The sequence below is a fragment of the Pseudomonas fluorescens genome (assembly GCF_902497745.1).
Lineage (GTDB): Bacteria > Pseudomonadota > Gammaproteobacteria > Pseudomonadales > Pseudomonadaceae > Aquipseudomonas > Aquipseudomonas fluorescens_BM.
The window spans coordinates 345,737-372,470 of record NZ_CABVHJ010000004.1 but is presented as its reverse complement, the minus strand read 5'-3'; the positions used below and the strand labels follow the sequence as shown (position 1 = coordinate 372,470).

25 protein-coding genes are annotated in these 26,734 nt (G+C 61.6%); 24 read left to right on the top strand and 1 reads right to left on the bottom strand.

Going from position 1 to position 26,734, the window contains the following annotated elements; all coding sequences use genetic code 11:
• Positions 1–132: 132 nt before the first annotated feature.
• From F8N44_RS08855 to trxC, 4 genes are all read left to right on the top strand, one after another.
• Positions 133–1,875 carry a potassium/proton antiporter gene (locus tag F8N44_RS08855; RefSeq protein ID WP_016983888.1) on the top strand — a complete coding sequence of 581 codons (1,743 nt, stop codon included), beginning with the start codon at positions 133–135 and terminating at the stop codon, positions 1,873–1,875.
• A gap of 34 nt (positions 1,876–1,909) precedes the next feature.
• Positions 1,910–5,263 carry a mechanosensitive channel MscK gene (gene mscK, locus F8N44_RS08850; RefSeq protein ID WP_150650047.1) on the top strand — a complete coding sequence of 1,118 codons (3,354 nt, stop codon included), beginning with the start codon at positions 1,910–1,912 and terminating at the stop codon, positions 5,261–5,263.
• A gap of 48 nt (positions 5,264–5,311) precedes the next feature.
• Entirely contained in the window at positions 5,312–6,775 is a 1,464-nt protein-coding gene (gene selO / locus F8N44_RS08845; RefSeq protein ID WP_150650046.1) for a protein adenylyltransferase SelO, read from the top strand.
• 80 nt (positions 6,776–6,855) lie between these two features.
• Positions 6,856–7,290 (top strand): thioredoxin TrxC, encoded by a 435-nt coding sequence (gene trxC / locus F8N44_RS08840; RefSeq protein ID WP_150650045.1) that lies wholly within the window; start codon positions 6,856–6,858, stop codon positions 7,288–7,290.
• A gap of 132 nt (positions 7,291–7,422) precedes the next feature.
• Here trxC and F8N44_RS08835 read toward each other — a convergent pair whose 3' ends face one another.
• Positions 7,423–8,193, bottom strand: a complete 771-nt coding sequence (locus tag F8N44_RS08835) for a ParA family protein (RefSeq protein ID WP_038360142.1) — start codon at positions 8,191–8,193, stop codon at positions 7,423–7,425.
• A 356-nt stretch (positions 8,194–8,549) separates the two neighbouring features.
• On the opposite strand from F8N44_RS08835, the gene F8N44_RS08830 reads away from it, so the two are divergent.
• From F8N44_RS08830 to F8N44_RS08735, 20 genes are all read left to right on the top strand, one after another.
• Positions 8,550–9,275, top strand: a complete 726-nt coding sequence (locus tag F8N44_RS08830) for a beta-ketoacyl synthase chain length factor (RefSeq protein ID WP_150650044.1) — start codon at positions 8,550–8,552, stop codon at positions 9,273–9,275.
• Positions 9,251–10,063: a lysophospholipid acyltransferase family protein gene (locus F8N44_RS08825; protein WP_150650043.1), complete on the top strand. Its 813-nt coding sequence runs from the start codon at positions 9,251–9,253 to the stop codon at positions 10,061–10,063. Before F8N44_RS08830 ends, F8N44_RS08825 begins: the two co-directional genes overlap by 25 nt.
• Positions 10,041–10,316, top strand: a complete 276-nt coding sequence (locus F8N44_RS08820) for a phosphopantetheine-binding protein (RefSeq protein ID WP_116029224.1) — start codon at positions 10,041–10,043, stop codon at positions 10,314–10,316. Before F8N44_RS08825 ends, F8N44_RS08820 begins: the two co-directional genes overlap by 23 nt.
• 9 nt (positions 10,317–10,325) lie before the next feature.
• Positions 10,326–10,580: an acyl carrier protein gene (locus F8N44_RS08815; protein ID WP_064388843.1), complete on the top strand. Its 255-nt coding sequence runs from the start codon at positions 10,326–10,328 to the stop codon at positions 10,578–10,580.
• Positions 10,577–11,122, top strand: coding sequence for a hypothetical protein (locus tag F8N44_RS08810; protein WP_093430103.1), 546 nt, complete (start codon positions 10,577–10,579; stop codon positions 11,120–11,122). Before F8N44_RS08815 ends, F8N44_RS08810 begins: the two co-directional genes overlap by 4 nt.
• On the top strand, positions 11,119–12,798 hold the full coding sequence (locus F8N44_RS08805) for an acyl-CoA synthetase family protein (RefSeq protein WP_150650042.1): 1,680 nt from the start codon (positions 11,119–11,121) through the stop codon (positions 12,796–12,798). Before F8N44_RS08810 ends, F8N44_RS08805 begins: the two co-directional genes overlap by 4 nt.
• A 59-nt stretch (positions 12,799–12,857) precedes the next feature.
• The gene (locus tag F8N44_RS08800; RefSeq protein ID WP_150650041.1) at positions 12,858–13,592 is read left to right on the top strand and encodes a glycosyltransferase family 2 protein; all 735 of its coding nucleotides are present in this window, start codon (positions 12,858–12,860) and stop codon (positions 13,590–13,592) included.
• Positions 13,589–14,536, top strand: coding sequence for a glycosyl transferase (locus F8N44_RS08795; protein ID WP_150650040.1), 948 nt, complete (start codon positions 13,589–13,591; stop codon positions 14,534–14,536). The genes F8N44_RS08800 and F8N44_RS08795 overlap by 4 nt, the downstream gene beginning before the upstream one ends.
• Positions 14,517–16,061: an HAL/PAL/TAL family ammonia-lyase gene (locus F8N44_RS08790; protein ID WP_150650039.1), complete on the top strand. Its 1,545-nt coding sequence runs from the start codon at positions 14,517–14,519 to the stop codon at positions 16,059–16,061. Before F8N44_RS08795 ends, F8N44_RS08790 begins: the two co-directional genes overlap by 20 nt.
• On the top strand, positions 16,054–16,479 hold the full coding sequence (locus F8N44_RS08785; RefSeq protein ID WP_150650038.1) for an acyl-CoA thioesterase: 426 nt from the start codon (positions 16,054–16,056) through the stop codon (positions 16,477–16,479). The genes F8N44_RS08790 and F8N44_RS08785 overlap by 8 nt, the downstream gene beginning before the upstream one ends.
• Entirely contained in the window at positions 16,476–17,078 is a 603-nt protein-coding gene (locus tag F8N44_RS08780) for an outer membrane lipoprotein carrier protein LolA (protein ID WP_150650037.1), read from the top strand. The genes F8N44_RS08785 and F8N44_RS08780 overlap by 4 nt, the downstream gene beginning before the upstream one ends.
• A complete protein-coding gene (locus F8N44_RS08775; RefSeq protein ID WP_150650036.1) occupies positions 17,062–19,401 on the top strand; it encodes an MMPL family transporter in 2,340 nt (779 codons plus the stop codon). Before F8N44_RS08780 ends, F8N44_RS08775 begins: the two co-directional genes overlap by 17 nt.
• Entirely contained in the window at positions 19,398–20,561 is a 1,164-nt protein-coding gene (locus tag F8N44_RS08770; protein ID WP_150650035.1) for a sodium:proton antiporter, read from the top strand. Before F8N44_RS08775 ends, F8N44_RS08770 begins: the two co-directional genes overlap by 4 nt.
• A complete protein-coding gene (locus F8N44_RS08765; RefSeq protein WP_150650034.1) occupies positions 20,548–21,795 on the top strand; it encodes an NAD(P)/FAD-dependent oxidoreductase in 1,248 nt (415 codons plus the stop codon). Before F8N44_RS08770 ends, F8N44_RS08765 begins: the two co-directional genes overlap by 14 nt.
• Positions 21,792–22,517, top strand: a complete 726-nt coding sequence (locus F8N44_RS08760) for a class I SAM-dependent methyltransferase (protein ID WP_150650033.1) — start codon at positions 21,792–21,794, stop codon at positions 22,515–22,517. The genes F8N44_RS08765 and F8N44_RS08760 overlap by 4 nt, the downstream gene beginning before the upstream one ends.
• A 140-nt stretch (positions 22,518–22,657) precedes the next feature.
• Positions 22,658–23,113 (top strand): hypothetical protein, encoded by a 456-nt coding sequence (locus F8N44_RS08755; protein ID WP_412071505.1) that lies wholly within the window; start codon positions 22,658–22,660, stop codon positions 23,111–23,113.
• A complete protein-coding gene (locus tag F8N44_RS08750) occupies positions 23,110–24,306 on the top strand; it encodes a beta-ketoacyl-[acyl-carrier-protein] synthase family protein (RefSeq protein WP_150650031.1) in 1,197 nt (398 codons plus the stop codon). Before F8N44_RS08755 ends, F8N44_RS08750 begins: the two co-directional genes overlap by 4 nt.
• Positions 24,303–24,767, top strand: a complete 465-nt coding sequence (locus F8N44_RS08745) for a hotdog family protein (protein WP_127925538.1) — start codon at positions 24,303–24,305, stop codon at positions 24,765–24,767. The genes F8N44_RS08750 and F8N44_RS08745 overlap by 4 nt, the downstream gene beginning before the upstream one ends.
• On the top strand, positions 24,760–25,488 hold the full coding sequence (fabG, locus tag F8N44_RS08740) for a 3-oxoacyl-ACP reductase FabG (RefSeq protein WP_150650030.1): 729 nt from the start codon (positions 24,760–24,762) through the stop codon (positions 25,486–25,488). Before F8N44_RS08745 ends, fabG begins: the two co-directional genes overlap by 8 nt.
• The gene (locus tag F8N44_RS08735) at positions 25,488–26,714 is read left to right on the top strand and encodes a beta-ketoacyl-ACP synthase (RefSeq protein WP_150650029.1); all 1,227 of its coding nucleotides are present in this window, start codon (positions 25,488–25,490) and stop codon (positions 26,712–26,714) included. Before fabG ends, F8N44_RS08735 begins: the two co-directional genes overlap by 1 nt.
• Positions 26,715–26,734: the final 20 nt, after the last annotated feature.

The following is a 26,734-nucleotide window of genomic DNA, read 5'->3' as shown; positions in this document are numbered from 1 at the left end:
GCCGAACCAAAATCCCGAACACGCCAGCGTAAAAACCTTTTTGACAGCATCACATTTCAACAGGTTAGAATCGCTGGCACGCAGACTGCATGGTCAGTTTGTGCCCGTCTTTACGCTTCTGGAGTACTGCCTTTGAATGCGACGACCATCAACAGCCTGTTCTTGATCGGCGCGTTGCTGGTAGGCGCAAGCATTCTTGTCAGTTCTCTTTCTTCCCGTCTCGGCATCCCGATTCTGGTCATTATTCTCGCGGTCGGCATGGCCGCCGGGGTCGATGGCGGCGGGATCATTTTCGATAACTACCCGACGGCCTATCTGGTCGGCAACCTCGCACTGGCAGTGATCCTCCTCGACGGCGGCTTGCGTACACGGGTGTCGAGTTTCCGCGTGGCGTTATGGCCGGCGCTATCGCTGGCCACGGTCGGGGTGTTGATCACCACCGGGCTGACCGGCATGGCCGCCGCGTGGCTGTTCGACCTCAATCTGATTCAAGGCTTGTTGATCGGCGCCATCGTTGGCTCGACCGACGCCGCGGCGGTGTTCTCGCTGCTCGGCGGCAAAGGCCTGAACGAACGGGTCACCGCCAGTCTGGAGATCGAATCCGGCAGCAACGACCCGATGGCGGTGTTTCTCACCGTGACCCTGATCGACATGCTCGCCAGTGGCCAGACCGGTCTGCACTGGAGTCTGCTGACGCACCTGATCCGCGAGTTCGGCATCGGCGGCGTGATCGGTCTCGGCGGAGGCTGGCTGATGCTGCAACTGGTCAACCGGATCAATCTGGCGGCCGGTCTGTATCCGATTCTGGTCATCGCCGGCGGTCTGGTGGTGTTCGCCCTGACCAACGCCCTGCACGGCAGCGGCTTCCTCGCCGTTTACCTGTGCGGTCTGGTCATTGGCAACCGCCCGGTGCGCAGCCGCCACGGCATTCTGCACATGCTCGACGGCATGGCGTGGCTGGCGCAGATCGGCATGTTCCTCGTGCTGGGATTGCTGGTCACGCCGCACGATTTGCTGCCGATCGCCCTGCCCGCCCTCGGTCTGGCGCTGTGGATGATTCTGTTTGCGCGGCCACTGTCGGTCATGGTCGGCCTGCTGCCGTTCAAAGCGTTCCATGGCCGCGAGAAAGCCTTTATCTCCTGGGTCGGCCTGCGCGGCGCGGTACCGATCATTCTGGCGGTGTTCCCGCTGATGGCCGGGCTGCCGAATGCGCAGCTGTACTTCAACCTCGCGTTCTTTATCGTGCTGGTGTCGCTGCTAGTGCAAGGCACAAGCCTGCCATGGGTGGCCAAGCTGCTGAAAGTAACGGTACCTCCAGAGCCCGCGCCGATTTCCCGGGCGGCGCTGGAAGTCCACGTCACCAGCGAGTGGGAGCTGTTCGTTTACAAGCTCGGTGCAGAGAAGTGGTGCATCGGTTCGCCCCTGCGCGAACTGAAAATGCCCGAAGGCACACGTATCGCGGCACTGTTTCGTGGCCAGCAACTGCTCCATCCGTCGGGTAGTACGGTGCTGGAAGTCGATGATTTGCTGTGCGTTATCGGCCATGAACACAACCTCGGCGCCCTCGGAAAACTGTTCAGCCAGGCACCGCAACGCGGCCTCGATTTGCGCTTCTTCGGTGACTTCGTGCTCGAAGGAGACGCCCAGCTTAAAGCGGTTGCAGCGCTCTACGGGTTGCCGGCCGAGGGCATCGATCCGGACATGACCCTGGGCGCCTTCATCGCCCAGAAAGTCGGTGGTGCACCCATCGTCGGTGACCAGGTGGAGTGGAACAACACCCACTGGACGGTTGCGGTCATGGACGGGAACAAGATCGGCAAAGTGGGCGTCAGATTCCCCGAAGGAAGTCGCCCGGGCCCCGGGCTCTTCCTCTAAACTGCGTCCACTCTCACTTGCTTGACCGGTCTCTATGCCTACCCTGCGCTCCTTTTTCGCCGCGGCCCTGCTGGGCCTGAGTCTTACTGTCGGCCCGCTGTACGCTGCCGAACCACCGTCCAGCGACGCCGTGCAGGCCAGCCTCGACAAGCTCGCCGACAGCAAACTGCCGGATGCCGATAAAAAGGCCCTGCAAACCACCTTGCAGAGCACGCTGACTCAGCTGAACAATCAGCGTGATTACGAACAGAGACTGATCGATCTCAAGCAGCAACTGGCAACTGCACCCAAGCAGACCATTGAAAACACCCGCGAACTGACGCGCCTCAAGGCTACGGCCGTGGTGCCGGTGGCACAGCGCTTTCCCAAAGAGTCGATCCAACAGCTGGAGCAGATCCTCACCGATCGCTCGACTCAGCAAAGTGATCTGCAAAAAGCGCTGGCCGAAGCCAACAGTCTGATCATCACCGCACAGACGCGCCCCGAACGTGCTCAGGCAGAGATTTCCGCCAGCCAGACGCGCATCCAGCAGATCAACAACATTCTCAAGTCCGGCAAGGATGCGGGCAAAACCGTCACCGCCGAGCAGCGCGACCAGTTGAATGCCGAACTGGCGGCGTTGAATGCGCTGATCCCGCTGCGCCGTCAGGAGCTGGCCGGCAACAGCCAGTTGCAGGACTTGGGCAATGCCCAGCATGACTTGCTCTCGGAGAAGTCCGACCGCCTCGACCGCGAGATTCAGGAACTGCAAACCCTGATCAACCAGAAACGTCTGGCACAGTCGCAGGAAACCGTTACCCAGCAGTCGATCGAAGCGCAGAAGGCCGGTAGCAGCAGTCTGCTGGCCATCGAAAGCACGGCCAACCTCAAGCTCTCCGACTACCTGCTCAAAAGCACTGACCGCCTCAACGAAGTCACCCAACAGAATCTGCAGACCAAACAACAGCTCGACAGCCTGACCCAAAGCGATTCAGCGCTGGACGAGCAGATCAGCGTGCTCAAGGGCAGCCTGCTGCTGTCGAAGATTCTCTATAAACAGAAACAAGCCCTGCCGCGGCTCAAGGTCGACCGCGATCTGGCGGATCAGATCGCCGACATTCGCCTGTGGCAATTCGACGTCAGCCAGCAGCGTGAGCAACTGAGTAATCCGGCCGCCTATGTCGATAACCTGCTGGCCACTCAGCCGCCGGAGCAGGTCACGCCGCAATTGCGCAAAAACCTGCTGGATCTGGCCAACACCCGCGCCGACCTGCTGGAACGTCTGAATCGCGAACTGAGCGCCATGCTCAACGAGTCGATCACCCTGCAACTCAACCAGAAACAACTGCTGAGCACCGCGCAAGGTCTGCGTGCGACGCTCGATGAGCAGATGTTCTGGATCCCCAGCAACAAACCGCTGGACCTGGAATGGATGCGCGCGGTGCCGGAGCGCCTGAAACGCCAGGTCGACACCCTGCCGTGGGCCTCCAGCCTCAGCGAACTGACCGACGGCCTGACCCAGCGTCCGTTGCTGTTCCTGCCGCTGGCGCTGCTGATCGGTGCACTGCTGTGGCGGCGCAAGAATCTGTACGCGCGGCTGAACAAGGTTCACCAGGACATCGGTCACTTCAAACGCGACAGCCAGTGGCACACGCCGCAGGCAATCCTGATCAATATTCTGCTGGCGATGCCGGTCGCGTTGGGCCTGGCCTTGTGTGGTCTGGCGTTGCAGATCGATGCTCGCGGGCAGAACGCCAACATGGGCGCGGCTCTTCTGCAAATGGGTCAGGCGTGGCTGGTGTTCTACACCGCGTACCGGATTCTCGCGCCGGGTGGTGTGGCGGAACTGCACTTCCGTTGGGAAAAGCCTCAGGTCGAATTCCTGCAAGGCTGGATTCGTCGACTGGGTCTGGTGGTCATGGCGCTGGTGACCATTGTTGCCGTCGCCGAATTGCAACCGGCGGCCCTGGCCGATGATGTGCTCGGCATGCCGGTGGTGTTGACCTGCTACGCCCTGATGGCATGGCTGCTCAGCCGTTTGCTGATCAGCAGCCCAGCCCACGAGAACACTTCGCTGTTCCGCAAAGCCGTCGGCGTGATGTTCACCCTGCTGCCGATCGCGTTGTTCGTGGCGGTGTGCTTCGGCTACTACTACACCGCGCTGAAACTCAGCGACCGACTGATCAATACCCTGTACCTGCTGATGTTCTGGCTGGTGATCGAAGCCACGTTCGTCCGTGGTCTGAGCGTTGCCGCACGGCGTCTGGCCTATCAGCGTGCCTTGGCCAAACGTCAGGCAGCAAAAGAAGCCGGCGATGGCGAAGCGGTGATCGAAGAGCCGACGCTGGACATCGAAAAGGTCAACGAACAGTCCCTGCGCCTGATCCGCCTGGCCCTGCTCGGCGGCTTCATCGCCGCGCTGTACTGGGTCTGGTCGGACCTGATTTCGGTGTTCTCGTACCTCGACAACATCACCCTCTACGAATACACCAGCGGCACCGGCGCCAACATGAGCATGGTGCCGATCAGCATCGGCGACATGCTCGGCGCGCTGATCATCATCGGCATCACCTTTGCCCTCGCGCGCAACTTGCCCGGCTTGCTCGAAGTGTTTGTGCTGTCCAAGCTCAATCTGGCTCAGGGCAGTGCCTACGCGACCACCACGTTGTTGTCGTACGTGATCGCTGGCGTCGGCTTCGTCTCGACCCTGTCGACCCTCGGCGTGAGTTGGGACAAGTTGCAATGGCTGGTGGCGGCGCTGTCGGTCGGCCTCGGTTTCGGCATGCAGGAGATCTTCGCCAACTTCATCTCCGGCATCATGATCCTCTTCGAACGCCCGGTACGGATCGGTGACACCATCACCATCGGCAACCTGTCGGGCACGGTGAGCAAGATCCGCATCCGCGCCACGACCATCACCGACTTCGACCGCAAGGACATCATTGTCCCGAACAAGACGTTCATCACCGGGCAACTGATCAACTGGTCGCTGACCGACACCATCACCCGCGTCACGCTGAAACTCGGCGTCGATTACGGCTCCGATCTGGATCTGGTCAAGGAACTGCTGCTCAAGGCTGCCCGCGAGAACCCGCGCGTGCTCAAGGAACCCGAGCCGCACGTGTACTTCCTCAACTTCGGCGAAAGCACCCTCGACCACGAGTTGCGCATGCACGTGCGCGACCTCGGTGACCGTAACCCGGTGCTCGATGAGGTCAACCGCTTCATCAACCGCGAGTTCAAGAAGCAGCACATCAACATCTCGTTCCGCCAGATGGAGGTCTACCTGAAGAACCTTCACGGTCAGGAATACAAGATGGTGCCGATCGAGCCGGAAACCAAAACCATCGTGCCAGTCGCCGACGATCAGAAACCGCTGCAAGAGCCGCCGCCGGCCAAACTCGACTAACCGTTCTAATCCCAGCAGAATGCTCGGACATTCTGCTGGAGCCGGCCCTTGAAAGCCCTCGACGAACTGACCTTCGACAATCGCTTCGCCCGCCTGGGCGATGCGTTCTCTGCTCACGTGCTGCCCGAGCCGATCGACAATCCGCGTCTGGTCGTCGCCAGCCCGGCGGCCCTGGCCTTGCTCGATCTCGACCCGGCGACCGCTGAAACCCAGGAATTTGCCGAACTGTTCGGCGGCCACAAGCTGTGGGCCGATGCGGAACCGCGGGCGATGGTCTATTCCGGGCATCAGTTCGGCGGCTACACGCCGCAACTGGGCGATGGTCGCGGCCTGCTGCTGGGTGAGGTGTACAACGCGGCCGGCGAGCACTGGGACTTGCACCTCAAGGGTGCCGGGCAAACGCCGTTTTCGCGCATGGGTGATGGTCGTGCGGTGTTGCGTTCGTCGATCCGCGAGTTCCTTGCTTCCGAGGCGCTATACGCGCTGAACATCCCCTCGTCGCGCGCGGCGTGCGTGATCGGTTCCGACACCCCGGTCTGGCGCGAAAAGCAGGAACGCGCAGCAATGGTCCTGCGTCTGGCGCCGAGCCACATCCGCTTCGGCCACTTCGAATATTTCTACTACACAAAACGCCCAGAACAGCATAAGCAGCTCGGCGAACACGTGCTGGCGATGCATTTCCCTGAGTGCCTGGAGCAGCCGGAACCGTATCTGGCGATGTTCCGCGAAATCGTCGAGCGCAACGCCGAACTGATTGCCAAGTGGCAGGCTTACGGCTTCTGCCACGGTGTGATGAACACCGACAACATGTCGATCCTCGGCATCACCTTCGACTTCGGCCCGTTCGCCTTTCTCGACGATTTCGACGCCAACTTCATCTGCAACCATTCCGATGATCAGGGCCGCTACTCGTTCAGCAATCAGGTGCCGGTAGGCCAGTGGAACCTCAGCGCGCTGGCTCAGGCACTGACACCGTTCATCAGCGTCGAAGCCCTGCGCGAAACCCTCGGCTTGTATTTGCCCTTGTTTCAGGCGCACTACCTCGACCTGATGCGCCGCCGTTTAGGCTTCACCACAGCTGAAGATGACGACCAAACACTGCTGGAAAACCTGCTGCAACTGATGCAGAACAGTGGCGTCGACTACACGCTGTTCTTCCGTCGACTCGGTGAAGGATCAGCCGAGCAGGCCGTCGCCCAGTTGCGTGATGACTTCGTCGACATCAAGGGTTTCGACGCTTGGGGCGAACGCTACGTCGCCCGGGCTGCCCGTGACGGCGATGCTGATCAAACGCAGCGCCGCGCGCGGATGCATGCAGTCAATCCGCTGTACATCCTGCGCAATTACCTGGCGCAAAAAGCCATCGATGCGGCTGAGCAAGGCGATTACTCGGAGGTACGCCGGCTGCACGCGGTGTTGAGCAAACCGTTTGAGCAGCAGCCGGGGATGGAGGCTTATGCCGAGCGGCCGCCGGAGTGGGGCAAGCATTTGGAGATCAGTTGTTCTTCCTGAGTGCCAATGCCTCATCTTGATAAACAGTTCGTACGGCTCCAGATAAGTCGTACGAAACGCTGAACGCCAACGAGCCGAATATGACCGAACCACTCCTCATCCCCTGCCCCTCCTGCAACGGCCTCAACCGCATCCCCGCCGAGCGCCTCGCGGACCAGCCAAAATGCGGGCGCTGCAAATCTGCCGTGCTGCTGAACAAGCCGTTCGATCTCAAGCAAGGCGATTACGCCAGTCAGATCAAGGGTGATCTGCCGTTGCTGGTGGATGTCTGGGCGGACTGGTGTGGGCCGTGCAAGTCGTTTGCGCCGGTATTCGAGCAGGCGGCGGCGCAGTTGGCGGGCAAGTGCCGCTTGGCCAAGCTTGATAGCGAGGCGAATCAGCAGTTGTCGGCGCAGTTGGGGATTCGCTCGATTCCGAGTCTGATTCTGTTCAGGAACGGCAAGGAAGTGGCGCGGCAGAGTGGCGCGTTGCCGTTGCCGCAGTTGATGGCGTGGCTGCGTAGCCAAGGCATCTGACACCACACAAATCCAATTGTGGGAGCGAGCCTGCTCGCGAAGGCGTCCGGTCAGTCAACACAGATGTTGAATGTACTGGCCTCTTCGCGAGCAGGCTCGCTCCCACAGGTAGGTTGGGTGCAATCCGGGAGATCAGTGATCTTCGAGCAGATTGTGCAGTTCGACGAATTGCTGGGTCAGCTTATGTCGCGGGTCGAGGTGGATCAGCGGCATGCTGGCCTGGTGCGATTCGCGCATGCGCACCGAACTGGTCAAGTACACCGGCAATACCGGCAGACCTTCGGCAATCAACTCATCAAGGATCTGCTGTGGCAGGCTCGCCCGGGCCTGAAACTGGTTGACCACGATGCCTTCGACTTCCAGGCCTTCATTGTGGTCATCCTTCAACTCTTCGATTTCAGCAATCAGCCCATACAGGGCCTGGCGCGAGAAGCTGTCGCAATCGAAAGGGATCAGCACACGATCAGCGGCAATCAGCGCCGATACCGCATAGAAATTCAACGCCGGCGGCGTATCGAGGTAAATCCGGTCGTAATCCTCGGACAGCTCATCGAGCAACTTACGCAGCTTGTTGATCTTGTGTTTGGCCTCAAGCTTAGGCTGCAAATCGGCCAGCTCGGCGGTCGCGGTGATGATGTGCAGGTTGTCGAACGGGGTTTCGTAGATATCGGCCTGATTCTTCTTTGAGAACGGCCCCGAGGACAGCGTCTGCTTGAAGAAGTCGGCAATGCCCATCGGGATGTCGTTGCCGGTGAGCCCGGTCAGATACTGAGTGGAGTTGGCCTGGGCATCGAGGTCCACCAACAGCGTGCGATAACCCTCGCTGGCACTGACCGCCGCCAGATTGCAGGCAATACTGGACTTGCCTACGCCACCTTTCTGATTGAACACCACGCGCCGCATGACAAAACCTCCGTGTATCAAAGAATGACCGAGTGTAGATGCGCGCGCGCTCGCTTCGCTACCTTCATGGACATGGACTACAGAGTCAGGTGCAAATATCTGCGGACAGACAGTGCGATAACCACCACTGATCGGCGAGAAACCCGACAGACAAGCCGCTCACAATCTGGATAATGGCCAAGTGACAGTTTTCTTGCGAACCACTCGGTACATTTCATTGCACAAAATGTAACCAGCATTTGCTACACACTCGTCGCACCGGGATAATGCGCGCCACCCGGCGCCAAGCGCCACGTCAAGTCTGCTGCGGCTTTGGCCACTAAACGCGTCAACGAAAGCCCGCAGGGGCGGGATGAATGTCCGTGATCAACTTCAACATCGCCCAATGGCGCGCGTGGGCCCCTGGCCTCGACAGCGTGGACGCCTGGCAGGCCTGGAGCCGACAACCGGTCGTGCTCCAGAGCAGTGATGCCGCGCCCGATGTGTCGTTTTTGCCGGCCATGCAGCGCCGCCGCCTCAGTCGACTTGCGCGCATGGCGTTCAGCGTGGGCTGGCCCCTGGCCGACGGACGGGAGAATCTGCCGCTGGTGTTTGTCTCGCGACACGGCGAAACCCCACGTACTTACGAGATTCTCAGCGATCTGGCGAGCGAGCAGCCGTTGTCACCGACCCAGTTCAGCCTCTCGGTGCACAACGCGATCATCGGCCTGTGGTCGATCATGCGTGACGAGACCAGCGAAATGACTGCCCTCGCCGCTGCCGGCGACGGCCTCGAACACGGCATGCTCGAAGCCGCGGCGCTGCTCGATGAAGGCGCACCGGCGGTGCTGCTGATCATTACCGAAGAACAACCGCCCGAAGCGTATTCAGCGTGGATCGACGATGTGCCGTTTCCCTACGCAGTCGGTCTTTTGCTGACCCCCGGTACCGACTGGCGGCTGAGCCTGAACAGCACCACAGAAACACGGTCAAAAACGCACTGGCCCCACGCGCTGAATCTGCTGCGAACCCTGCTCGGCCAGCAACCCCATTGCCAACATGCCTGGAAAAATCGTGTATGGACCTGGCAACGCAACCCGTGACCGAAAAAAACCGCGACGCCTATTACTGGCGCTTGCTGGCCACCGCTGCAAGCTTCACCCTGTTCGGGCTGGGCGGGCTGTGCCTGCGCGTACTGGTATTTCCGTTACTCGGATGCCTGCCGGGTGATGCGCTAAAACATCGGCAGCGCGCGCGGCAGACGGTCAGCCGCCTGTTCTGGTTTTTCGTGCGATTCATGGCCCGCACCGGCGTGCTGACGTATGACATTCAAGGGGCCGAACGTCTTGGCCGTCCTGGGCAGATGATCATTGCCAACCACCCGTCGCTGATCGACGTGGTGTTTCTGATCGGCCTGGTGCGCCAGGCCAATTGCGTGGTGAAGAAAAGCCTGTGGGAAAACCCCTTCACCCGTGGCCCGCTGCGCAGCACCGAATACATCAGCAACGACGGCAGCATGGACATGCTCGATGCCGCCGCCCAGTCGCTGCAAAACGGCCAGACCCTGATCATTTTTCCCGAAGGCACCCGCACCCAGCCAGGTCAAGCGCCGGCCTTTCATCGCGGGGCGGCAGCAATTGCCCTGCGCGGTGCGAAAATAGTCACGCCGGTGATCATCAAGGTCAGCCCGACCACGCTGACCAAAGCCGAACCCTGGTATCGGATCCCCAGCCGCCGCGTGCACTTCAGTTTTCGCGTCGGGGCCGATATAGACCCACAAGCCTTCGCCGCGCAGGGGCCAGCCCCGCAAGCCTCGCGCAAGCTCAACGATTATTTGCACACCTACTTTATTAAGGAGCTCGCCGAAGATGAGCGATCTGAACACCCCTAGCCTGGTGCGTGACATCAAACTGCTGATCATCGACGCCCTCGGCCTTGAAGACATCAGCGCCGACGACATCGGCGACGAGCAGACCCTGTTCGGCGAAGGCCTCGGCCTGGATTCCGTCGACGCGCTGGAACTGGGTCTGGCGATCCAGAAAAAGTACGGCATCAAAATCGACGCCGACGCCAAAGACACCCGCAACCATTTCACCAACGTGGCCAGCCTTGCGGCTTTCGTCACGGCAAAACAGGCAGCTTGAGACCGGACCATGCAAACTCGTGACGATATTTTCAACACCCTGCGCGATGCCTTGGTCGAGCTGTTCGAACTGGATCCGGCCCGTGTAAGCCTGGACTCCAACCTGTATCAGGATCTGGAAATCGACAGCATCGACGCAGTCGATCTGATCGATCACATCAAGCGCCAGACTGGCAAGAAAATCGCCGCCGAAGAATTCAAATCGGTGCGCACGGTCGGCGACGTGGTCGAGGCGGTCTACCGTCTGGTTCAACCGGCCGCATGAGCCGACTGATCGGCCTCGGCCTGCTGCTGGCCGGTCTGCTGTACCCCTTTGCGGTGTATTTCGGCATGGAGCACTTTGCCCCGTGGCAGTTCGGCCTGCTGTTGGGCAGTCTGTGGCTGGCGCGAGCGCTGACCGGCGAACGCAAGCCCGGCAGTCTGTGGATGGCCTGTGTAGCGATCGCCTTTTGCCTGTTGCTCGCACTGTTCGACAGTCCGCTGTTGCTGCGCTGGTACCCGGTGCTGATCAGCGGCTTCATGTTGGTGCTGTTCAGCCTGAGCCTGAAATACGGCCCGCCGATGGTCGAGCGCCTGGCACGCTTGCGTGAGCCAGAACTACCGGACATCGCGATTCGCTATACGCGCAAGGTCACGGTGGCCTGGAGCGTGTTTTTCTTCTGCAACGGTTTGTGCGCCGCTCTCCTGACCCTGTGGGCGCCGCTGAATTGGTGGATGTTGTACACCGGCCTGATCTCCTATGGATTGATCGGCCTGATGTTTGCCATTGAATGGCTGATACGACAACGGGTAAGAGGCCGTACATGAACTGGATAAAACTTGAGCAGCTGTTGCTCAAGCCTGTGCCGGCGCGGGCAATCAGCCACGCACCGGCCCTCGAACACGCGCAACTGTGCGAGCAGGCATTGAGCGTCGCCGCCGGTCTGCAAGCGCAAGGCGTGAAGCGCCTGGCTGTGCACTTGGAAGATGCCGCCGAACTGGCCATCGCCTTGCTGGGCGCATGGCGTGCCGGCGTCAGTGTGCTGCTGCCCTCGGATCTGCAACCACAAACCCGCCAGCGCTGGTCCGCTGAAGTCGATCTGTGGCTGACGGATCAAGCCGATGACGCGCATCTGAACGACTTTCAGCAGTCGCCGCTGCCCGGCGCCGAACTGGATCTCGACCAATGCCGTCTGAGCCTGTGCACGTCCGGCTCCAGCGGCGAGCCCAAGCGCATCGACAAGACCCTGCGCCAACTGGCCAACGAAGTCCAAGCGCTGGAGCAACTGTGGGGCGCGGACCTCGGTGAAGCCTGCATCATCGGCAGCGTCGCTACCCAACATATTTACGGTTTGCTCTTTCGCGTTCTCTGGCCGCTGTGCGCCGGGCGCCCGTTTGTGCGCAAGCAACTGGCGTTCCCCGAAGACTTGCAGCGTGCCAGCCGCGAACATCAGGCCTTTGCCTGGGTCGCTAGTCCGGCGCTGCTCAAGCGTATGGGCGACAACCTCGACTGGCCTGCCCTGAGCGCTGTGCGGCGAGTGTTTTCCTCCGGCGGCGCCTTACCGCTCGAAGCGGCGCAGAGTCTGCAACAACGCTTGCAACAATGGCCGACGGAAATCCTCGGCAGCTCGGAAACCGGCGGCATTGCCTGGCGTCAGGGCGAACAGCTGTGGCAACCGTTCGCCGGTGTTGAATTGAGCCAGGACAGCGAAGGCGCGCTGATGATCGCATCGCCTTATTTGCCTGCCGGCCATGTCGAACACACCGCCGATGCCGCGCGCATTGCCGCCGATGGTCGATTTGAGTTGTTGGGGCGGCTGGATCGCATCGTCAAACTTGAAGAAAAACGCATCTCTCTGCCGATGCTCGAACAGGCCTTGGTCGCCCACGCTTGGGTCGCCGAAGCGCGCTTGGGCGTAGTCCAGGAAAATCGTGCCTCTCTCGGAGCTCTGCTGGTGCTCAGCGAGTCAGGTCTGTTTGCCTTGCGTGAACACGGCCGCCGCAGTCTGACCGAAACCCTGCGCCAGCATTTGCGCCAACACTGCGAAGCTCTGGCCTTGCCCCGCCGCTGGCGACTGGTGCGGCAATTGCCGTTGAACAGCCAAGGCAAGCTGCCGCAGGCCGATGTCGAAGCCTTGCTGATTGCCCCGCGAGCGAAAGCGCCGCAAGTGCTGTCGCAGGTCGAGACCGAGGGTGAATGGAGTCTGCAACTGAGCGTGCCACCGGATCTGGCTTATTTCAGTGGTCACTTTCCCAAAGCCCCAGTATTGCCGGGTGTGGTGCAGGTGGAATGGGCGCTGAACCTGGGTCGCCAATTGCTCAACCTGACCGGCCCGTTTGCCGGGATGGAAGTGCTGAAATTCCAGCAGCTGGTTCGGCCCGGTGATGAAATCCAGTTGCACCTGCGTTTCGACCCGGAGCGGCGCAAGTTGTATTTTGCCTATCGCAATGACACGGCGACCTGCTCCAGTGGGCGGATTCTTTTGGGTGTTGATCATGATTGACCTTGGTGAGTGCTGCGCACTCAATCGCGAGCAGGCTCACTCCTACAGGGATCGTCGGTATGCATAACCCCTGCGCCGTGATTCCGGTTTATAACCACGAAACTGCCATCGGCACTGTGGTCGACGCCCTGCTCGAGGAAGGTCTGCCGTGCATTCTGGTGGACGACGCCAGCACGCCATCTTGCGCCAGGGTCCTCGACACTCTGGCCGAGCGCGAAAACGTGCATCTGGTACGCCTCACCGCTAACCAAGGCAAGGGCGGCGCGGTGATGACGGGCCTGCGCGAGGCCGCGCTGCTGGGCTTCACCCACGCATTGCAGGTCGATGCCGACGGTCAGCACGACTTGCACGACGTGGCGCGTTTCGTCGAGGAATCCCGCGCCCATCCCGAAGCGATGATCTGCGGTTATCCGCTGTTCGACGAGAGCGTGCCGAAAGGCCGTTTGTACGCGCGCTACCTGACCCACGTGATGGTCTGGATCAACACGCTGTCGCTGCAGATCCGCGATTCGATGTGCGGGTTTCGCGTCTATCCGCTGGCCCCGACGCTGGCGGTGATCGATTCGGCGAAAGTCGGCAAACGCATGGATTTCGACTCGGACATTCTCGTACGCCTGTCGTGGCGCAACCAGCCGATGCGCTGGCTGCAAACCAGCGTGCATTACCCGCTGGACGGTGTGTCGCACTTCCGTCTGTTGCACGACAACGCGCTGATTTCCAGCATGCATACGCGGCTGTTTCTCGGCATGTTGCTGCGCTTTCCGCTGATCCTCTGGCGGCGGTGGCGAGCATGACCAGCGAGACCGACAAGAAGCACTGGGCCGACCGCGAAGAGCGCGGCAGTTTCCTGCTGATGAAATTCACCGCGTTCGCCGCCAAGGTCCTCGGGCGACGCCTGCTCAGCCCGTTGCTGTATGGCATCGTCCTGTACTTCTTCCTGTTTGGCCGCACCGCGCGGCGCAGTGCCTGGCAATACCAGCAGCGCCTTGCCGACTGGAGTCAGCGCGCCGATTTGCGCCCGACGCATTGGCGGGTGTTCGGCCAGTTCATGGCGTTCGCCGATTCGATGCTCGACAAGCTCGACGTATGGAACGGCAAGCTGCGTATCGAACAAATCGAAATCATCGACCCGGCGCTGCTGCGCAATCAGTTACGCGGCAGTCGCGGGCAATTGCTGGTCGGTGCACACCTGGGCAATCTCGAAGTCTGCCGCGCACTGGCGGAGATCGGCGAAAAGGTCACCATGAACGTGCTGGTGCACACCAAGCACGCCGAACAATTCAACCGTTTGCTCGGTGAAGCCGGGGCGACCAATCTGCGCCTGATTCAGGTCAGCGAACTCGACCCGGTGATCATGCTGCAACTGCACGAACGGCTGGAGCGCGGCGAGTGGCTGGCGATTGCCGGCGACCGCGTGCCGCTGCATGGCGGCCGTAGCGTCACCGTCGACTTCCTCGGCCACCCGGCGCCATTCCCGCAAGGCCCATGGCTGCTCGCCGGTCTGCTGAAATGCCCGGTCAACCTGCTGATGTGCCTCAAGCAACCGGACGGTCACTATCGCCTGACCCTCGAGCCCTTCGCCGACGCCGTGGTGTGGAAGCGCAGCGAGCGCGAGCAGGTCATTCATCAGTGGGCCACCCGCTATGCGCAGCGCCTGAGTCACTATTGCCTCGAAGCGCCGCAACAATGGTTCAACTTTTACCCTTTCTGGAAGACCGATGACGACGCCAACCCATGAGCCGGTAACCTTCGGCGAACGCCCTTTGCGCATCGAAGACGTGCTGGCCCTGGCCAACCGTCAGGCGCCCGTGCAGTTGCAGAGCGACGCCGACTATCGCGAGCGCATCGCCAAAGGCGCGCGGTTTCTCGATTCGCTGCTGGACAAGGAAGGCGTGATCTACGGCGTGACCACCGGTTACGGCGACTCCTGCGTGGTCGCGGTGCCGCTGCATCACGTCGAAGCGTTGCCGCGTCACCTCTACACTTTCCACGGTTGCGGACTGGGCAAACTGCTCGACGCGCAAGCCACTCGCGCGGTGCTCGCGGCACGTTTGCAGTCGTTGTGCCACGGCGTGTCCGGGGTACGCGTGGAATTGCTGGAGCGCCTGCACGCGTTTCTCGAATACGACATCCTGCCGCTGATTCCCGAAGAAGGATCGGTCGGTGCCAGCGGCGATCTGACGCCGCTGTCTTACGTCGCCGCGACCTTGTCCGGCGAACGTGAAGTGATGTTCCGTGGTGAGCGCCGGCAGGCTGCTGACGTGCATCGCGAACTCGGTTGGACGCCTTTGGTGTTGCGCCCGAAAGAAGCACTGGCGTTGATGAACGGCACGGCCGTGATGACTGGCTTGGCCTGCCTCGCTTTCGCTCGCGCTGATTACTTGCTGCAACTGGCCACGCGCATCACCGCGCTCAATGTGGTCGCACTGCAAGGCAACCCGGAGCACTTCGACGAGCGCCTGTTCGCCGCCAAACCGCATCCGGGGCAAATGCAGGTCGCCGCGTGGCTGCGCAAGGATCTGGCGATCGACGCGCCGACCGCTCCGCTGCATCGCCTGCAGGATCGCTACTCGTTGCGTTGCGCCCCGCACGTGCTCGGCGTACTGGCCGACAGCCTGAACTGGCTGCGTTCGTACATCGAAACCGAACTGAACAGCGCCAACGACAACCCGATCATCGACGCCGAAGCCGAGCGCGTTTTGCACGGCGGGCACTTCTATGGCGGGCACATCGCGTTTGCCATGGACAGCCTGAAAAACCTGGTGGCCAACGTTGCCGACCTGCTCGACCGGCAACTCGCGCTGCTGGTCGACGAGCGCTACAACCACGGCCTGCCGAGCAATCTCTCCGGCTCGCCGGCGGATCGCGCGATGATCAATCACGGCTTCAAAGCCGTGCAGATCGGCACCAGCGCCTGGACCGCCGAAGCGCTGAAAAACACCATGCCGGCCAGCGTGTTCTCGCGCTCCACCGAATGCCACAACCAGGACAAAGTGAGCATGGGCACCATCGCCGCCCGCGATGCGATCCGTGTGCTGGAGCTGACCGAACAGGTCGCCGCCGCCACCCTGCTCGCCGCCAACCAAGGCGTGTGGCTGCGCGCCCAGGCCGAAGACGCCCGACCGTTGCCGCCATCGCTGGCGGCGATGCACGAAGAATTGGCCAAGGACTTCCCGCCGGTGATCGAAGACCGCGCACTGGAAGGCGAATTGCGCCTGTGCCTGCAACGCATCGCCGCGCAACACTGGAGGCTGCATGCGTAGCGCAGGAGTGCTTCACGCCGACACGGAAATCCTCGTGCCGTTCTTCGACATCGACACCATGCACGTCGTCTGGCACGGCCATTACGTCAAATACCTCGAAGTCGCCCGTTGTGCGCTGCTGGACATGATCGGCCACAACTACACGCAGATGGCCGAGTCCGGCTTCGCCTGGCCGATCATCGACCTGCAACTGCGCTATGTGCGCGGCGCGATATTCGGTCAGCGTCTGAACGTGCGCGCCAGTCTGGTCGAATGGGAAAACCGTCTGAAGATCAATTACCTGATCACCGACCTGCAAAGCGGCGAACGCCTGACCCGCGCCAGCTCGGTGCAGGTCGCCGTCGAAGTCAGCAGTCGCGAGATGCAACTGGCTTCGCCGAAGGTCTTCACCGATGCCGTGGAAAGGATGCTGCGATGAATGTTTTGGTTAAAAGCCTGAGCGTATTGGCGCTGCTGACGCTGTCAGCGCTGGCCAACGCCTTCGACCTGCAACAACTCAGCGCACAACTGGCAAAACCGGACGTGATCCACGGTCAGTTTATCCAGGAAAAACACCTGCGCGCCCTGCCCCAGCCGCTGATCAGCAAGGGCAGTTTCGTTCTGGCGAAGAATCACGGTCTGCTCTGGCTGCTGAAAACCCCGCTGAAACAGGATTACCGCATCACCGGCAAAGGCATTTCCCGCCGCGACGATAATGGCTGGCAGTTGCTGCCGAACAAGAGCGCCGGGGCCGAGCAGAACCGCTTGTTCCTCGCCGTGCTGCAAGGTGACAGCAGCGGACTGCAACGGGATTTCGAATTGGCGCTGAGCGGCGATGCACAACAGTGGAAACTCACGCTGACCCCGCGCTCGCTGTTGCTCAAGCAAGTGTTCAACCAGATCAACATCGACGGCGGCGCGCTGGTGCAAACCATCGAACTGCTGGAAACCCAAGGCGACAGCACCGTGCTGCGCATGCAGGACAGCACTGCTGGCCAACCGTTGAGCGACGCGGAGCAACATGACTTTGCCGAGTGAACGCAGGCTGCCCTGGTTTTTCCTGATCCTGCTGCTGGCGGTCGTCGCGCTGGCCGGTTGGCAATGGCGCGACGGTGCGCCGCTGTCGGCGAACCTGATGGAGCTGGTGCCCGGCACCAACCCTGACGCCCTTGAACTGCGCGCCGAGCAGCGTATGCAGGAACCGCTCAACCGAGAAATGCTGGTGCTGGTCGGCCACGCCGATCGCCAGCAAGCGGTGGCCATGGCGCAGACGCTGGGCGAACAATGGCAGGCCAGCGGCCTGTTCGAAAAAGTGCAGTGGAACCTGCAAGCAGACCTGCCAGCGCTGCGCACGCAACTGCTGCAAGGACGGCTGGCGATGTTGTCAGCAGATGATCGGCAACTGCTAGTCGAACACCCCGACGCCTTCATTCAGCAACGCGTACAAGCCCTGTTCGACCCATTCAACGGTTTCACTCTGGTGCCGAGCCAGGACGACTGGCTCGGCCTGACCGGGCGCATCCAGAACAGCCAGCCGCAGCACGGTTCGGTGCAACTGGACATCGGCAGCGGCGCGCTGATTGCCGATGCCGACGGCAAGAGCTGGGTGCTGCTTCGCGCGCGCACCACCGGCAACGCCTTCGACATGAACTTGCCGCTGCAAGTCGCCGCGCTGCTGGAAGCCAGCCGTGAGCAGGCAGCGAAATCCGACGTGCAACTGCTGGCTGCCAGCGGTTTGTTGTACGCGGCCAACGGTCAGCAGCAAGCGACTCGCGAAATGACCTGGGTTGGCGGTGGTGCAACGGTCGGCATTCTGTTGCTGCTGTTGCTCGCTTTTCGCCGCTGGCGCGTGCTGCTGGCGTTCGTGCCGGTACTGGTCGGCATGCTCTTCGGGGCGGTGGCCTGCGTGGCGCTGTTCGGCCACATGCATGTAATGACGCTGGTGCTCGGCTCCAGCCTGATCGGCGTGGCCGTGGATTATCCGCTGCATTATCTGTCAAAGAGCTGGAGCCTGAAGCCGTGGCGCAGTTGGCCAGCCTTGCGCCTGACCTTGTCCGGATTGACCCTGAGTCTGATCACCAGCGCTATCGGTTATCTGGCGCTGGCGTGGACGCCGTTCCCGGCACTGACGCAAATCGCCGTGTTCTCTGCCGCTGGATTGCTCGGTGCCTATTTGTCGGCGGTATGCCTGTTGCCGGCGCTGTTGAAAAACGTCGAACTGCGCCCCGCGCAGTGGCCGCTGCATTTGGCCGAGCGCATGGTCAACCTGCGCGAAAAACTTCTCGAGCGCGTGCGCACACCGGTGTTGCTGGCGCTGCTGATCGCGTTCTGCGTTGGCGGTCTGGTACAGCTGCAAAGCAAGAATGACATCCGCCAATGGGTCGGCGCACCGCAACATCTGACTGACGAAGCGCAGGCCATCGCGCGCATCACCGGCTATCAGCCCACCAGCCAGTTTTTCCTCGTACGCGCCGACAATCAGCAGCAATTGCTCGAACGTCAGGCCGCGCTGAGCGAGCGTCTGCAGCAACTGGTCAACCTCGACAAGCTGCAAGGCTATCTGGCCCTCGATCAACTGGTCAGCCCGCCGAATCAGCAAGAGCAAGTGCGCGAGGCGCTGAACAAACTGCCGCAATACTGGCAGCCACTGCTTGACCTCGGCGTACCGCTCGCGGCGCTGCAAAGCGAACTGCAGCAGCTGCAAACCGTGCCCGCTGAAGACATCGACGCGGCATTGGCCGGCCCGCTCGGCGAACCATATCGCACACTCTGGCTCGGCCCGAGCGAAGACGGCGTAGCGGCAATGACCAGTCTGCAAGGTTTGAACAACCCGGCGCTGTTGCGCGTACAAGCGCTGGACTTGCCGGGGGTAATACTGGTCGATCGCCTCGGTGAATTGAATGAAGTGTTTGCGGCGACGCAGATCAGCGCTGCCGAACTGAAACTAGCCTCCTGCGCGCTGATCGTACTGGTGCTGATGCTGCCGTTCGGTCTCGGCGGGGCGCTGCGTATCGTTGCCCTGCCGTTGCTCGCTGCGCTGTGCAGTCTGGCCAGCCTTGGCTGGCTCGGTCAGCCACTGACGCTGTTCAGCCTGTTCGGCCTGCTGCTGGTCACGGCGATCAGCGTTGATTACGCGATTCTCATGCGTGAACAAGTCGGCGGCGCGGCGGTGAGCCTGCTCGGTACCTTGCTGGCGGCGGTGACGACGTGGCTGTCGTTCGGTTTGCTGGCGGTTTCCAGCACGCCGGCGGTGAGCAATTTCGGTCTGTCGGTAAGCCTCGGTCTGGCCTTTAGCTTCATGCTCGCACCGTGGGCCGGACGCCACGAACACACCGCGACAGCCACGGAGCCGGCAGCATGATGGTCCTCGCCTTCTGGCTCATGGCGCTGGCGTTGTTTGCCGTGGCCACCCGCGTCGGACGCCACTTCGGTCTGATTCCGATTGTCAGCCAGTTGCTGCTGGCGAGCTTCGGCTTGCCGTTGCTGATGTACTTCTGGATCGAGCCAGGCTGGCAGCTCAGCGGCGCAGAACTGATCGCACCAGGCTGGCTGATGAGCCTCTACAGCCTGAGTTTCGCCCTGCTGCTCGGGCATATCCTCAGTGACGTGATCGATCTGAAACTCGATCGCCAGAGCGTGAAAATCGCCGTGCCGAGTTTCGCCGTGCCGTTCGCCTGTGGTCTTGCCGCGGCTTATTGGCTACTGCCGGCGCAACCGTGGCTCAACTCGCTGGCCATCGGCCTGGTGTTCGCGATTACCGCGATCCCGGTGCTGTACCTGTATCTGCGCCACATCGATTATCCGCCCGCCGCCACGCGCCGATTGGTGCAGACCGCGATCCTCATCGATCTGACCTGCTGGACGCTATTCGGCCTCGCCCAGGGCAGTCTGCATCTGAGCAGTCTGCTGCTGCCACTGGGACTCGCGTGTGTGCCGCTGTTGTTACGCGTCATCGGCGTACGCCGACCACTGACCTACAGCCTCGGTTTTTTCGCGTTGCTGGTGATGGCCGAGCATTACAAACTCAACGCGTTGATCTTCGGCATCGGTTATCTGCTGTGCATGGCCGCATTGAAAGTGCCACTGGTGCTGCCGTTGCCGGCGCGCTGGATGAGCCGTTTGCAGACGTGGCTGGCGATTCCGCTGATCCTCACTTTCGGCATTGTGCAGATCGACGTGCACAGCGCCCTAGCCAGCCTCGGCGCGGTGCAATGGGCGGCGCTGCTGCTGTTGCCGATTGCCAGTAAACTGCTCGGCAACTGGCTCGGCCTCGGCTGGGCCGGCGCTTCGTTCGAAGGCGCCAGCCGCTGGCGTGAAAGTGTGCTGCTGAACATTCGCGGCCTCAGCGAAATCGTCTTTCTCAATCTGCTCTTGCAACAACAACTCATCACCCCGGCGCTGTACTTCGCGCTGATGCTGATGGGCCTGATCGCGACGCTGCTACCGGCCCTGATCGGCCTGCATCGCGCGCCATTGAATCTGCAACATCCTTTGCCCCGGAGTTCACGTGCCAATCGTTGAAATGGAATCCCGTCAGGTCGTGATCATCGGCGCCGGCCCGTCCGGCGCTATCGCTGCGGCGTTGCTCAAGCGCAAGGGCCACGATGTGCTGGTGATCGAGCGCCAGCACTTTCCGCGCTTTTCGATCGGTGAAAGCCTGCTCAGCCATTGCCTCGATTTCGTCGAAGAGGCCGGCATGCTCGACGCCGTCAATGCCGCCGGATTCCAGCGCAAGACCGGCGCCGCATTCGCCTGGGGCGAGCGTTACAGCGCCTTCGATTTCGCTGAGACCTTTACCGGCGGCAAACCGACCACGTTTCAGGTGCAACGCGCCGATTTCGACAAATTGCTGGCCGATCAAGCGGCGCTGCAAGGCGCGGAAATCCGCTACGGCGATGCCATCGTCAGCGTCGATTTCGAGCGGACGAAACCTTTGCTCGACGTGCGCCGCGAGGACGGCAGCGAATACCGAGTCGAAGCCGATTTCGTGCTGGATGCCAGCGGCTATGGTCGTGTGCTGTCACGCTTGCTGGACCTGGAAGCACCGTCGAATTTCCCGGTGCGTCAGGCGGTGTTCACCCACGTCGAAGATCACATCGACAACCCGGCGTTCGACCGCGAAAAGATCCTCGTCACCACCCATCCTGAGCATCGCGATATCTGGTTCTGGACGATCCCGTTCAGCAATGGTCGCTGCTCGGTGGGTGTGGTCGCGGCCGAGGAACATTTCAAGGGTCGTGACAGCGATCTTGATGCCTGCCTGCGCAGCTTTATCGCCGAAACCCCAAGCCTTGCCGGCGTGCTGAACAATGCCGTGTGGGACACCCCGGCGCGCACCCTCGGCGGCTACGCGGCCAATGTGAAAACCCTGCACGGTCCGGGTTTCGCGCTGCTCGGCAACGCGGCGGAATTTCTCGACCCGGTGTTCTCCTCCGGCGTGACCATCGCCATGCGCTCGGCAAGCATGGCCGCTGCCGTTCTGCACCGTCAGTTGCTGGGTGAAACGGTTGACTGGCAAAGCGAATTTGCCGAGCCACTCAAGCGCGGCGTTGACACCTTCCGCTGCTACGTCGAAGGCTGGTACGCCGGCACTTTTCAAGACGTGATTTTTTATGAAGACAGTCAGGCGGAAATCCGTCGGATGATCTGCTCGATCCTCGCCGGTTACGCCTGGGATGAGCGCAATCCGTTCGTCAGCGAAGCGCGTCGCCGCTTGAAGATGATTTCCGAACTCTGTGCAAAGGACGCCACATGAATTATCTGAGCGACAGCTACGTCGAGGAAACCCGCTTCGGTTTCTGGTTTCTGCGCAGCCACACCTGGCAGCACCATGTGTTGCGTGTGGCGATCAATGATTTGCGCGGTTTGTTCAGTGACGCGCTGCCGGAAAATCCGGTGCTGCTGGACGCCGGTTGCGGCCAGGGCAAGTCGTTCGGGCATCTGCGCCAGACCTTCGCCCCACAGCGTTTGATCGGCGTTGATGCCGACCCGCACAGCCTTGAATTGAGCGGCGCAGAAGCGGCGCGTTTGGATCTGGACGTGGAACTGATCGGCAGCGATTGCGCGACGCTCAAGGTGGCGGACGCCAGTGTTGATCTGCTGTTCTGCCATCAGACTTTTCATCATCTGGTCGAGCAGGAAAAGGCCCTGGCCGAGTTTTATCGGGTGCTCAAACCGGGCGGCTACCTGCTGTTCGCCGAGTCGACCGAGGCTTACATTGATACGTGGGTGATTCGCTGGTTGTTCCGCCATCCGATGCATGTGCAGAAGAGTGCGGCGCAGTATCTGCAGATGATTCGCGGGCAGGGTTTCGAGTTTGCCGAGAAGAATGTCTCGTACCCGTATCTGTGGTGGAGCCGGTCGAAGGATTTCGGTTTGCTGGAGCGGTTTGGGGTGCGCAAGCCGAAACCGTTTGGTGAGCGCGAAGAGACGTTGGTGAACGTTGTCGCGCGCAAGCCGCTTGAAGGTGATCGTTGATGCGACACATAACCTGTGGGAGCGAGCCTGCTCGCGAAAGCGGTGGGTCAGCCAGCCTCTTTGTTGAATGTGCCGGCGTCTTCGCGAGCAGGCTCGCTCCCACAAGGTCCGCGGTGTGGCGACTTTTTGTGGTCGGCGTGATGCTTCTGTTGAGTGCCTGCGCCAGCCAAGCGCCGCTACCGGCGAGCAACCCGACGCTGCCCCTGCCGCTGCAACTGCACATCGAACGCCAACAAGCCGAACAACGCCAGGACTGGCTGCTGGTGATCCAGCGCGAAGGCCCCGGCATCCGCTGGTCGATGATGGACCCGCTGGGCATTCCCCAGGCGCGTCAGCAACTGATCGACGGCCACTGGCAAGCCGATGGTCTGCTGCCGCCGAACCCGGAAGCCCGGGAATTGTTTGCCGCGCTGTTATTCGCCCTGACCCCGTCCGGTGAGCTGCTGCGCAATTACCCTGCCGCGCAACAACAGGGTCAGCAACGCGCCCTGCCGGCGCGCTGGGATATTCACTATTCACAACCGTTGAGCTTTCAATTGAACCTGCCCCAAGGCCCGCACTATCGGGTTGCACCGCTGGGTGAACCGACGCCATGACCGCCTACCTGAATGCCCTCGGCGTGATCTGTTCACTGGGTCGCGACAAACAACAAGTGGCGCGCAATTTGTTCGCTGGCGACTGCTCGGGCATGCGCCATGAGTCCGGTTGGGTGCCCGAGCGTGTGTTACCAGTCGCTGCCGTGCAAGGCGAACTGGCGCCGATCCCGGCAGAACTCGCCGATCAGCGCAGCCGTAATAATCAGCTGTTGCTGGAAGCGGCGTTGCAGATTCGCAATGACATCGAACAAGCCATCCAGACCTTTGGCCGCGAGCGCATCGGCGTGGTGCTGGGCACCAGCACTTCGGGCATCGACGAGGCCAGCCGGGGTCTGGCGCATTACATTCGTGAGCAGCAGTTCCCCGCCGAGTACGACTATCGGCAACAGGAACTCGGCGCGCCGGCGAACTTCCTCGCCGATTGGCTGCAACTGAGCGGCCCGGCGTATGTGATCTCCACGGCGTGCACCTCCAGCGCCCGGGCGCTGATGAGCGCTCAGCGTTTGCTCGATCTAGGCCTGTGCGACGCGGTGCTGTGCGGTGGCGTCGACAGCCTGTGCAAACTGACCCTCAACGGTTTCTCGTCACTCGAAGCGATATCCGACGAACGCTGCAATCCGTTCTCGGCCAACCGCAGCGGTATCAATATCGGCGAAGCGGCGGTGCTATTCGTGATGAGCAAACAACAGGGCGACGGCCCGGCCATTGCCTTGCTCGGCGCCGGCGCCAGTTCCGACGCCCATCACATTTCCGCCCCTGAGCCGACCGGGCGCGGTGCCCTGCAAGCCATGCAGAAAGCCTTGAGCCGCGCACATCTGCAAGCAGCGCAGATCAACTACCTGAACCTGCACGGCACCGCCACCCAACACAATGACGCCATGGAAAGCCTGGCGGTTGCGACGCTGTTCCCTGAAGGCGTGGCTTGTTCATCGACCAAACCGATGACCGGTCACACCCTTGGCGCGGCCGGTGCGCTGGAAGCGGCGTTTTGCTGGTTGAGCCTGAGCGTCGACAATCCCGAAAACGCCTTGCCACCGCACGTCTGGGACGGTCAGGCCGATCCCACACTGCCGCCACTGAACTGGGTGACCGCAAGCGAGCGCCTGACGTCCATTGCACCCCGCTATCTGATGAGCAACTCGTTTGCCTTCGGCGGCAACAACGTCAGCCTGATTATCGGAGACGCCCCATGACGGCCTGGCCGCTCGCCGAACTGCTGCCCCATGCGGGCGACATGATTCTGATCGACAGCATCCTCAGCTTTGACGAGGAGCAGATTTTCACCCGCCTGACGGTCAAGCCCGAAGGCTTGTTCAGCCTGCCCGACGGCAGCCTGCCGGCGTGGGTCGGCGTCGAACTGATGGCACAGAGTGTTGCGGCGTTTGCCGGTTGCCACGCGCGACTCAAAGGCAATCCGGTGGAGCTGGGGTTCCTGCTCGGCACGCGCAAGTTCGAATGCAACGTCGAAGCGTTTCCCGCCGGTAGCGATCTGACCATTCATGGTCTGCGCTCGCTGGAAGACGACAACGGCATGGGCGTATTCGAATGTCATATCCACGGCGCCGGCATCCATGCCAGCGCGCGGCTGAACGTGTTCCGCCCGCCCCAGCCATCCCAATATCTGCAACAGACACAGGAGTCGAACCATGACTGAATCCGTACTGGTCACCGGCTCCAGCCGTGGCATCGGCCGCGCCATTGCTTTGCGTCTGGCGCAGGCCGGGCACGATATCGTCCTGCATTGCCGCAGCGGCGTGACTGAGGCGCAAGGCGTTCAGGCTGAAATCGAAGCCTTGGGGCGCAAGGCGCGCATCCTGCAATTCGACGTTGCCGATCGCGCAACCTGCAAAACCATTCTGGAAGCCGACGTCGAAAGCCACGGCGCCTATTACGGCGTGGTGCTTAATGCTGGCCTGACCCGCGACGGTGCGTTCCCGGCTCTGACTGACGACGATTGGGACGTGGTGTTGCGCACCAACCTCGACGGTTTCTACAACGTTCTGCACCCGGTGATGATGCCGATGATCCGCCGCCGTGCTGCTGGTCGCATTGTCTGCATCACCTCGGTGTCGGGGCTGATCGGCAACCGTGGCCAGGTCAACTACAGCGCTTCCAAGGCCGGTGTAATCGGCGCGGCAAAGGCGTTGGCGATCGAGCTGGGCAAGCGCAAAATCACGGTTAACTGCGTCGCACCGGGCCTGATCGACACCGCGATGCTCGATGAAAACGTGCCGGTGGAAGAATTGATGAAAATGATCCCCGCGCAACGCATGGGCACCCCGGAAGAGGTGGCCAGTGCGGTGAATTTCCTGATGTCGGCGGAAGCCTCGTACATCACCCGCCAAGTGCTGGCGGTCAACGGAGGCTTGTGCTGATGAAGCGCGTCGTCGTCACCGGCATGGCCGGCATCACCTCACTGGGCAGCGACTGGGAGACCATCGCCGGCAACTTCGCGGCCAATCGCAGCGGCATTCGCCGGATGGACGAGTGGGATCGTTTCAGCGAACTCAACACGCGCCTGGCAGGGCCGATCGATGATTTCGAAGTACCCGCACACTGGACGCGCAAACAACTGCGCAGCATGGGCCGGGTGTCACGGCTGGCGGTTCGTGCGGCGGAAAAAGCCTTGGCTGACGCCGGTTTGCTCGGTGACGAGTCGATCAAGGACGGACGCATGGGCGTCGCGTGCGGCTCGTCCACTGGCAGCACCGATGAGATCAAAGCGTTCGGCAACATGCTGCTCAACTCGGTGGCCGAGGGCCTTAACGCCAACTCCTACGTGCGGATGATGCCGCACACTACCGCCGCCAACATCAGCATCTTCTTTGGCCTGACCGGGCGGCTGATCCCGACGTCCAGCGCCTGCACCAGCGGCAGCCAGGGCATCGGTTACGCCTACGAGGCGATCAAGTTCGGCCGTCTGCCGTTGATGCTCGCCGGCGGCGCCGAAGAGCTGTGCCCGACCGAAGCCATGGTCTTCGACGCGCTCTACGCCACCAGCCTGAAAAACGATGCGCCGCAGACCAGCCCGCGCCCATACGACAAGGGCCGCGATGGCTTGGTGATCGGTGAAGGTGGCGGCATGCTCGTGCTCGAAGAGCTGGAACACGCCCTCGCTCGCGGTGCGCACATCCACGCCGAGATCGTCGGCTTCGGCAGCAACGCCGACGGCCAGCACACCACGCGCCCGGAACAAGTGACCATGCGCCGCGCGATGGAACTGGCGCTGGAAGACGCCGGCCTGACGCCGGATGCCATCGGCTATGTAAATGGCCACGGCACCGCTACAGAACAGGGCGACATTGCCGAAACACTGGCAACCAGCAGTTTGTTTGGCGAACGCATGCCGATCAGCTCGCAGAAGAGTTTCCTCGGCCATACCCTTGGGGCCTGCGGCGCACTGGAGTCGTGGTTCAGCATCGAGATGCTCAACCGCGATCAGTACGTGCACACGTTCAACCTCGACGAGGTCGATCCGCACTGCGGCAAACTCGATTACCTGCGCGGCGAATTCCGCCAGATGCATCACGACTTCGTGATGAACAACAATTTCGCTTTTGGTGGCGTCAACACCTCGTTGATTTTCCGCCGCTGGCACTGACCGCAACACCTTTGGAGTGA

Bases quoted from the DNA above. Each gene is read 5' to 3' on its own strand.
- F8N44_RS08760 (WP_150650033.1), top strand. From the start codon at position 21,792: ATGAATTATCTGAGCGACAGCTACGTCGAGGAAACCCGCTTCGGTTTC.
- F8N44_RS08780 (WP_150650037.1), top strand. From the start codon at position 16,476: ATGAATGTTTTGGTTAAAAGCCTGAGCGTATTGGCGCTGCTGACGCTG.
- mscK (WP_150650047.1), top strand. From the start codon at position 1,910: ATGCCTACCCTGCGCTCCTTTTTCGCCGCGGCCCTGCTGGGCCTGAGT.
- fabG (WP_150650030.1), top strand. From the start codon at position 24,760: ATGACTGAATCCGTACTGGTCACCGGCTCCAGCCGTGGCATCGGCCGC.
- trxC (WP_150650045.1), top strand. From the start codon at position 6,856: ATGACCGAACCACTCCTCATCCCCTGCCCCTCCTGCAACGGCCTCAAC.
- F8N44_RS08735 (WP_150650029.1), top strand. From the start codon at position 25,488: ATGAAGCGCGTCGTCGTCACCGGCATGGCCGGCATCACCTCACTGGGC.
- F8N44_RS08825 (WP_150650043.1), top strand. From the start codon at position 9,251: ATGGACCTGGCAACGCAACCCGTGACCGAAAAAAACCGCGACGCCTAT.
- F8N44_RS08800 (WP_150650041.1), top strand. From the start codon at position 12,858: ATGCATAACCCCTGCGCCGTGATTCCGGTTTATAACCACGAAACTGCC.
- F8N44_RS08745 (WP_127925538.1), top strand. From the start codon at position 24,303: ATGACGGCCTGGCCGCTCGCCGAACTGCTGCCCCATGCGGGCGACATG.
- F8N44_RS08790 (WP_150650039.1), top strand. From the start codon at position 14,517: ATGACGACGCCAACCCATGAGCCGGTAACCTTCGGCGAACGCCCTTTG.
- F8N44_RS08755 (WP_412071505.1), top strand. From the start codon at position 22,658: ATGCTTCTGTTGAGTGCCTGCGCCAGCCAAGCGCCGCTACCGGCGAGC.
- F8N44_RS08815 (WP_064388843.1), top strand. From the start codon at position 10,326: ATGCAAACTCGTGACGATATTTTCAACACCCTGCGCGATGCCTTGGTC.
- F8N44_RS08770 (WP_150650035.1), top strand. From the start codon at position 19,398: ATGATGGTCCTCGCCTTCTGGCTCATGGCGCTGGCGTTGTTTGCCGTG.
- F8N44_RS08795 (WP_150650040.1), top strand. From the start codon at position 13,589: ATGACCAGCGAGACCGACAAGAAGCACTGGGCCGACCGCGAAGAGCGC.
- F8N44_RS08750 (WP_150650031.1), top strand. From the start codon at position 23,110: ATGACCGCCTACCTGAATGCCCTCGGCGTGATCTGTTCACTGGGTCGC.
- F8N44_RS08830 (WP_150650044.1), top strand. From the start codon at position 8,550: ATGTCCGTGATCAACTTCAACATCGCCCAATGGCGCGCGTGGGCCCCT.
- F8N44_RS08785 (WP_150650038.1), top strand. From the start codon at position 16,054: ATGCGTAGCGCAGGAGTGCTTCACGCCGACACGGAAATCCTCGTGCCG.
- F8N44_RS08775 (WP_150650036.1), top strand. From the start codon at position 17,062: ATGACTTTGCCGAGTGAACGCAGGCTGCCCTGGTTTTTCCTGATCCTG.
- F8N44_RS08810 (WP_093430103.1), top strand. From the start codon at position 10,577: ATGAGCCGACTGATCGGCCTCGGCCTGCTGCTGGCCGGTCTGCTGTAC.
- F8N44_RS08805 (WP_150650042.1), top strand. From the start codon at position 11,119: ATGAACTGGATAAAACTTGAGCAGCTGTTGCTCAAGCCTGTGCCGGCG.
- F8N44_RS08820 (WP_116029224.1), top strand. From the start codon at position 10,041: ATGAGCGATCTGAACACCCCTAGCCTGGTGCGTGACATCAAACTGCTG.
- F8N44_RS08835 (WP_038360142.1), bottom strand. From the start codon at position 8,193: ATGCGGCGCGTGGTGTTCAATCAGAAAGGTGGCGTAGGCAAGTCCAGT.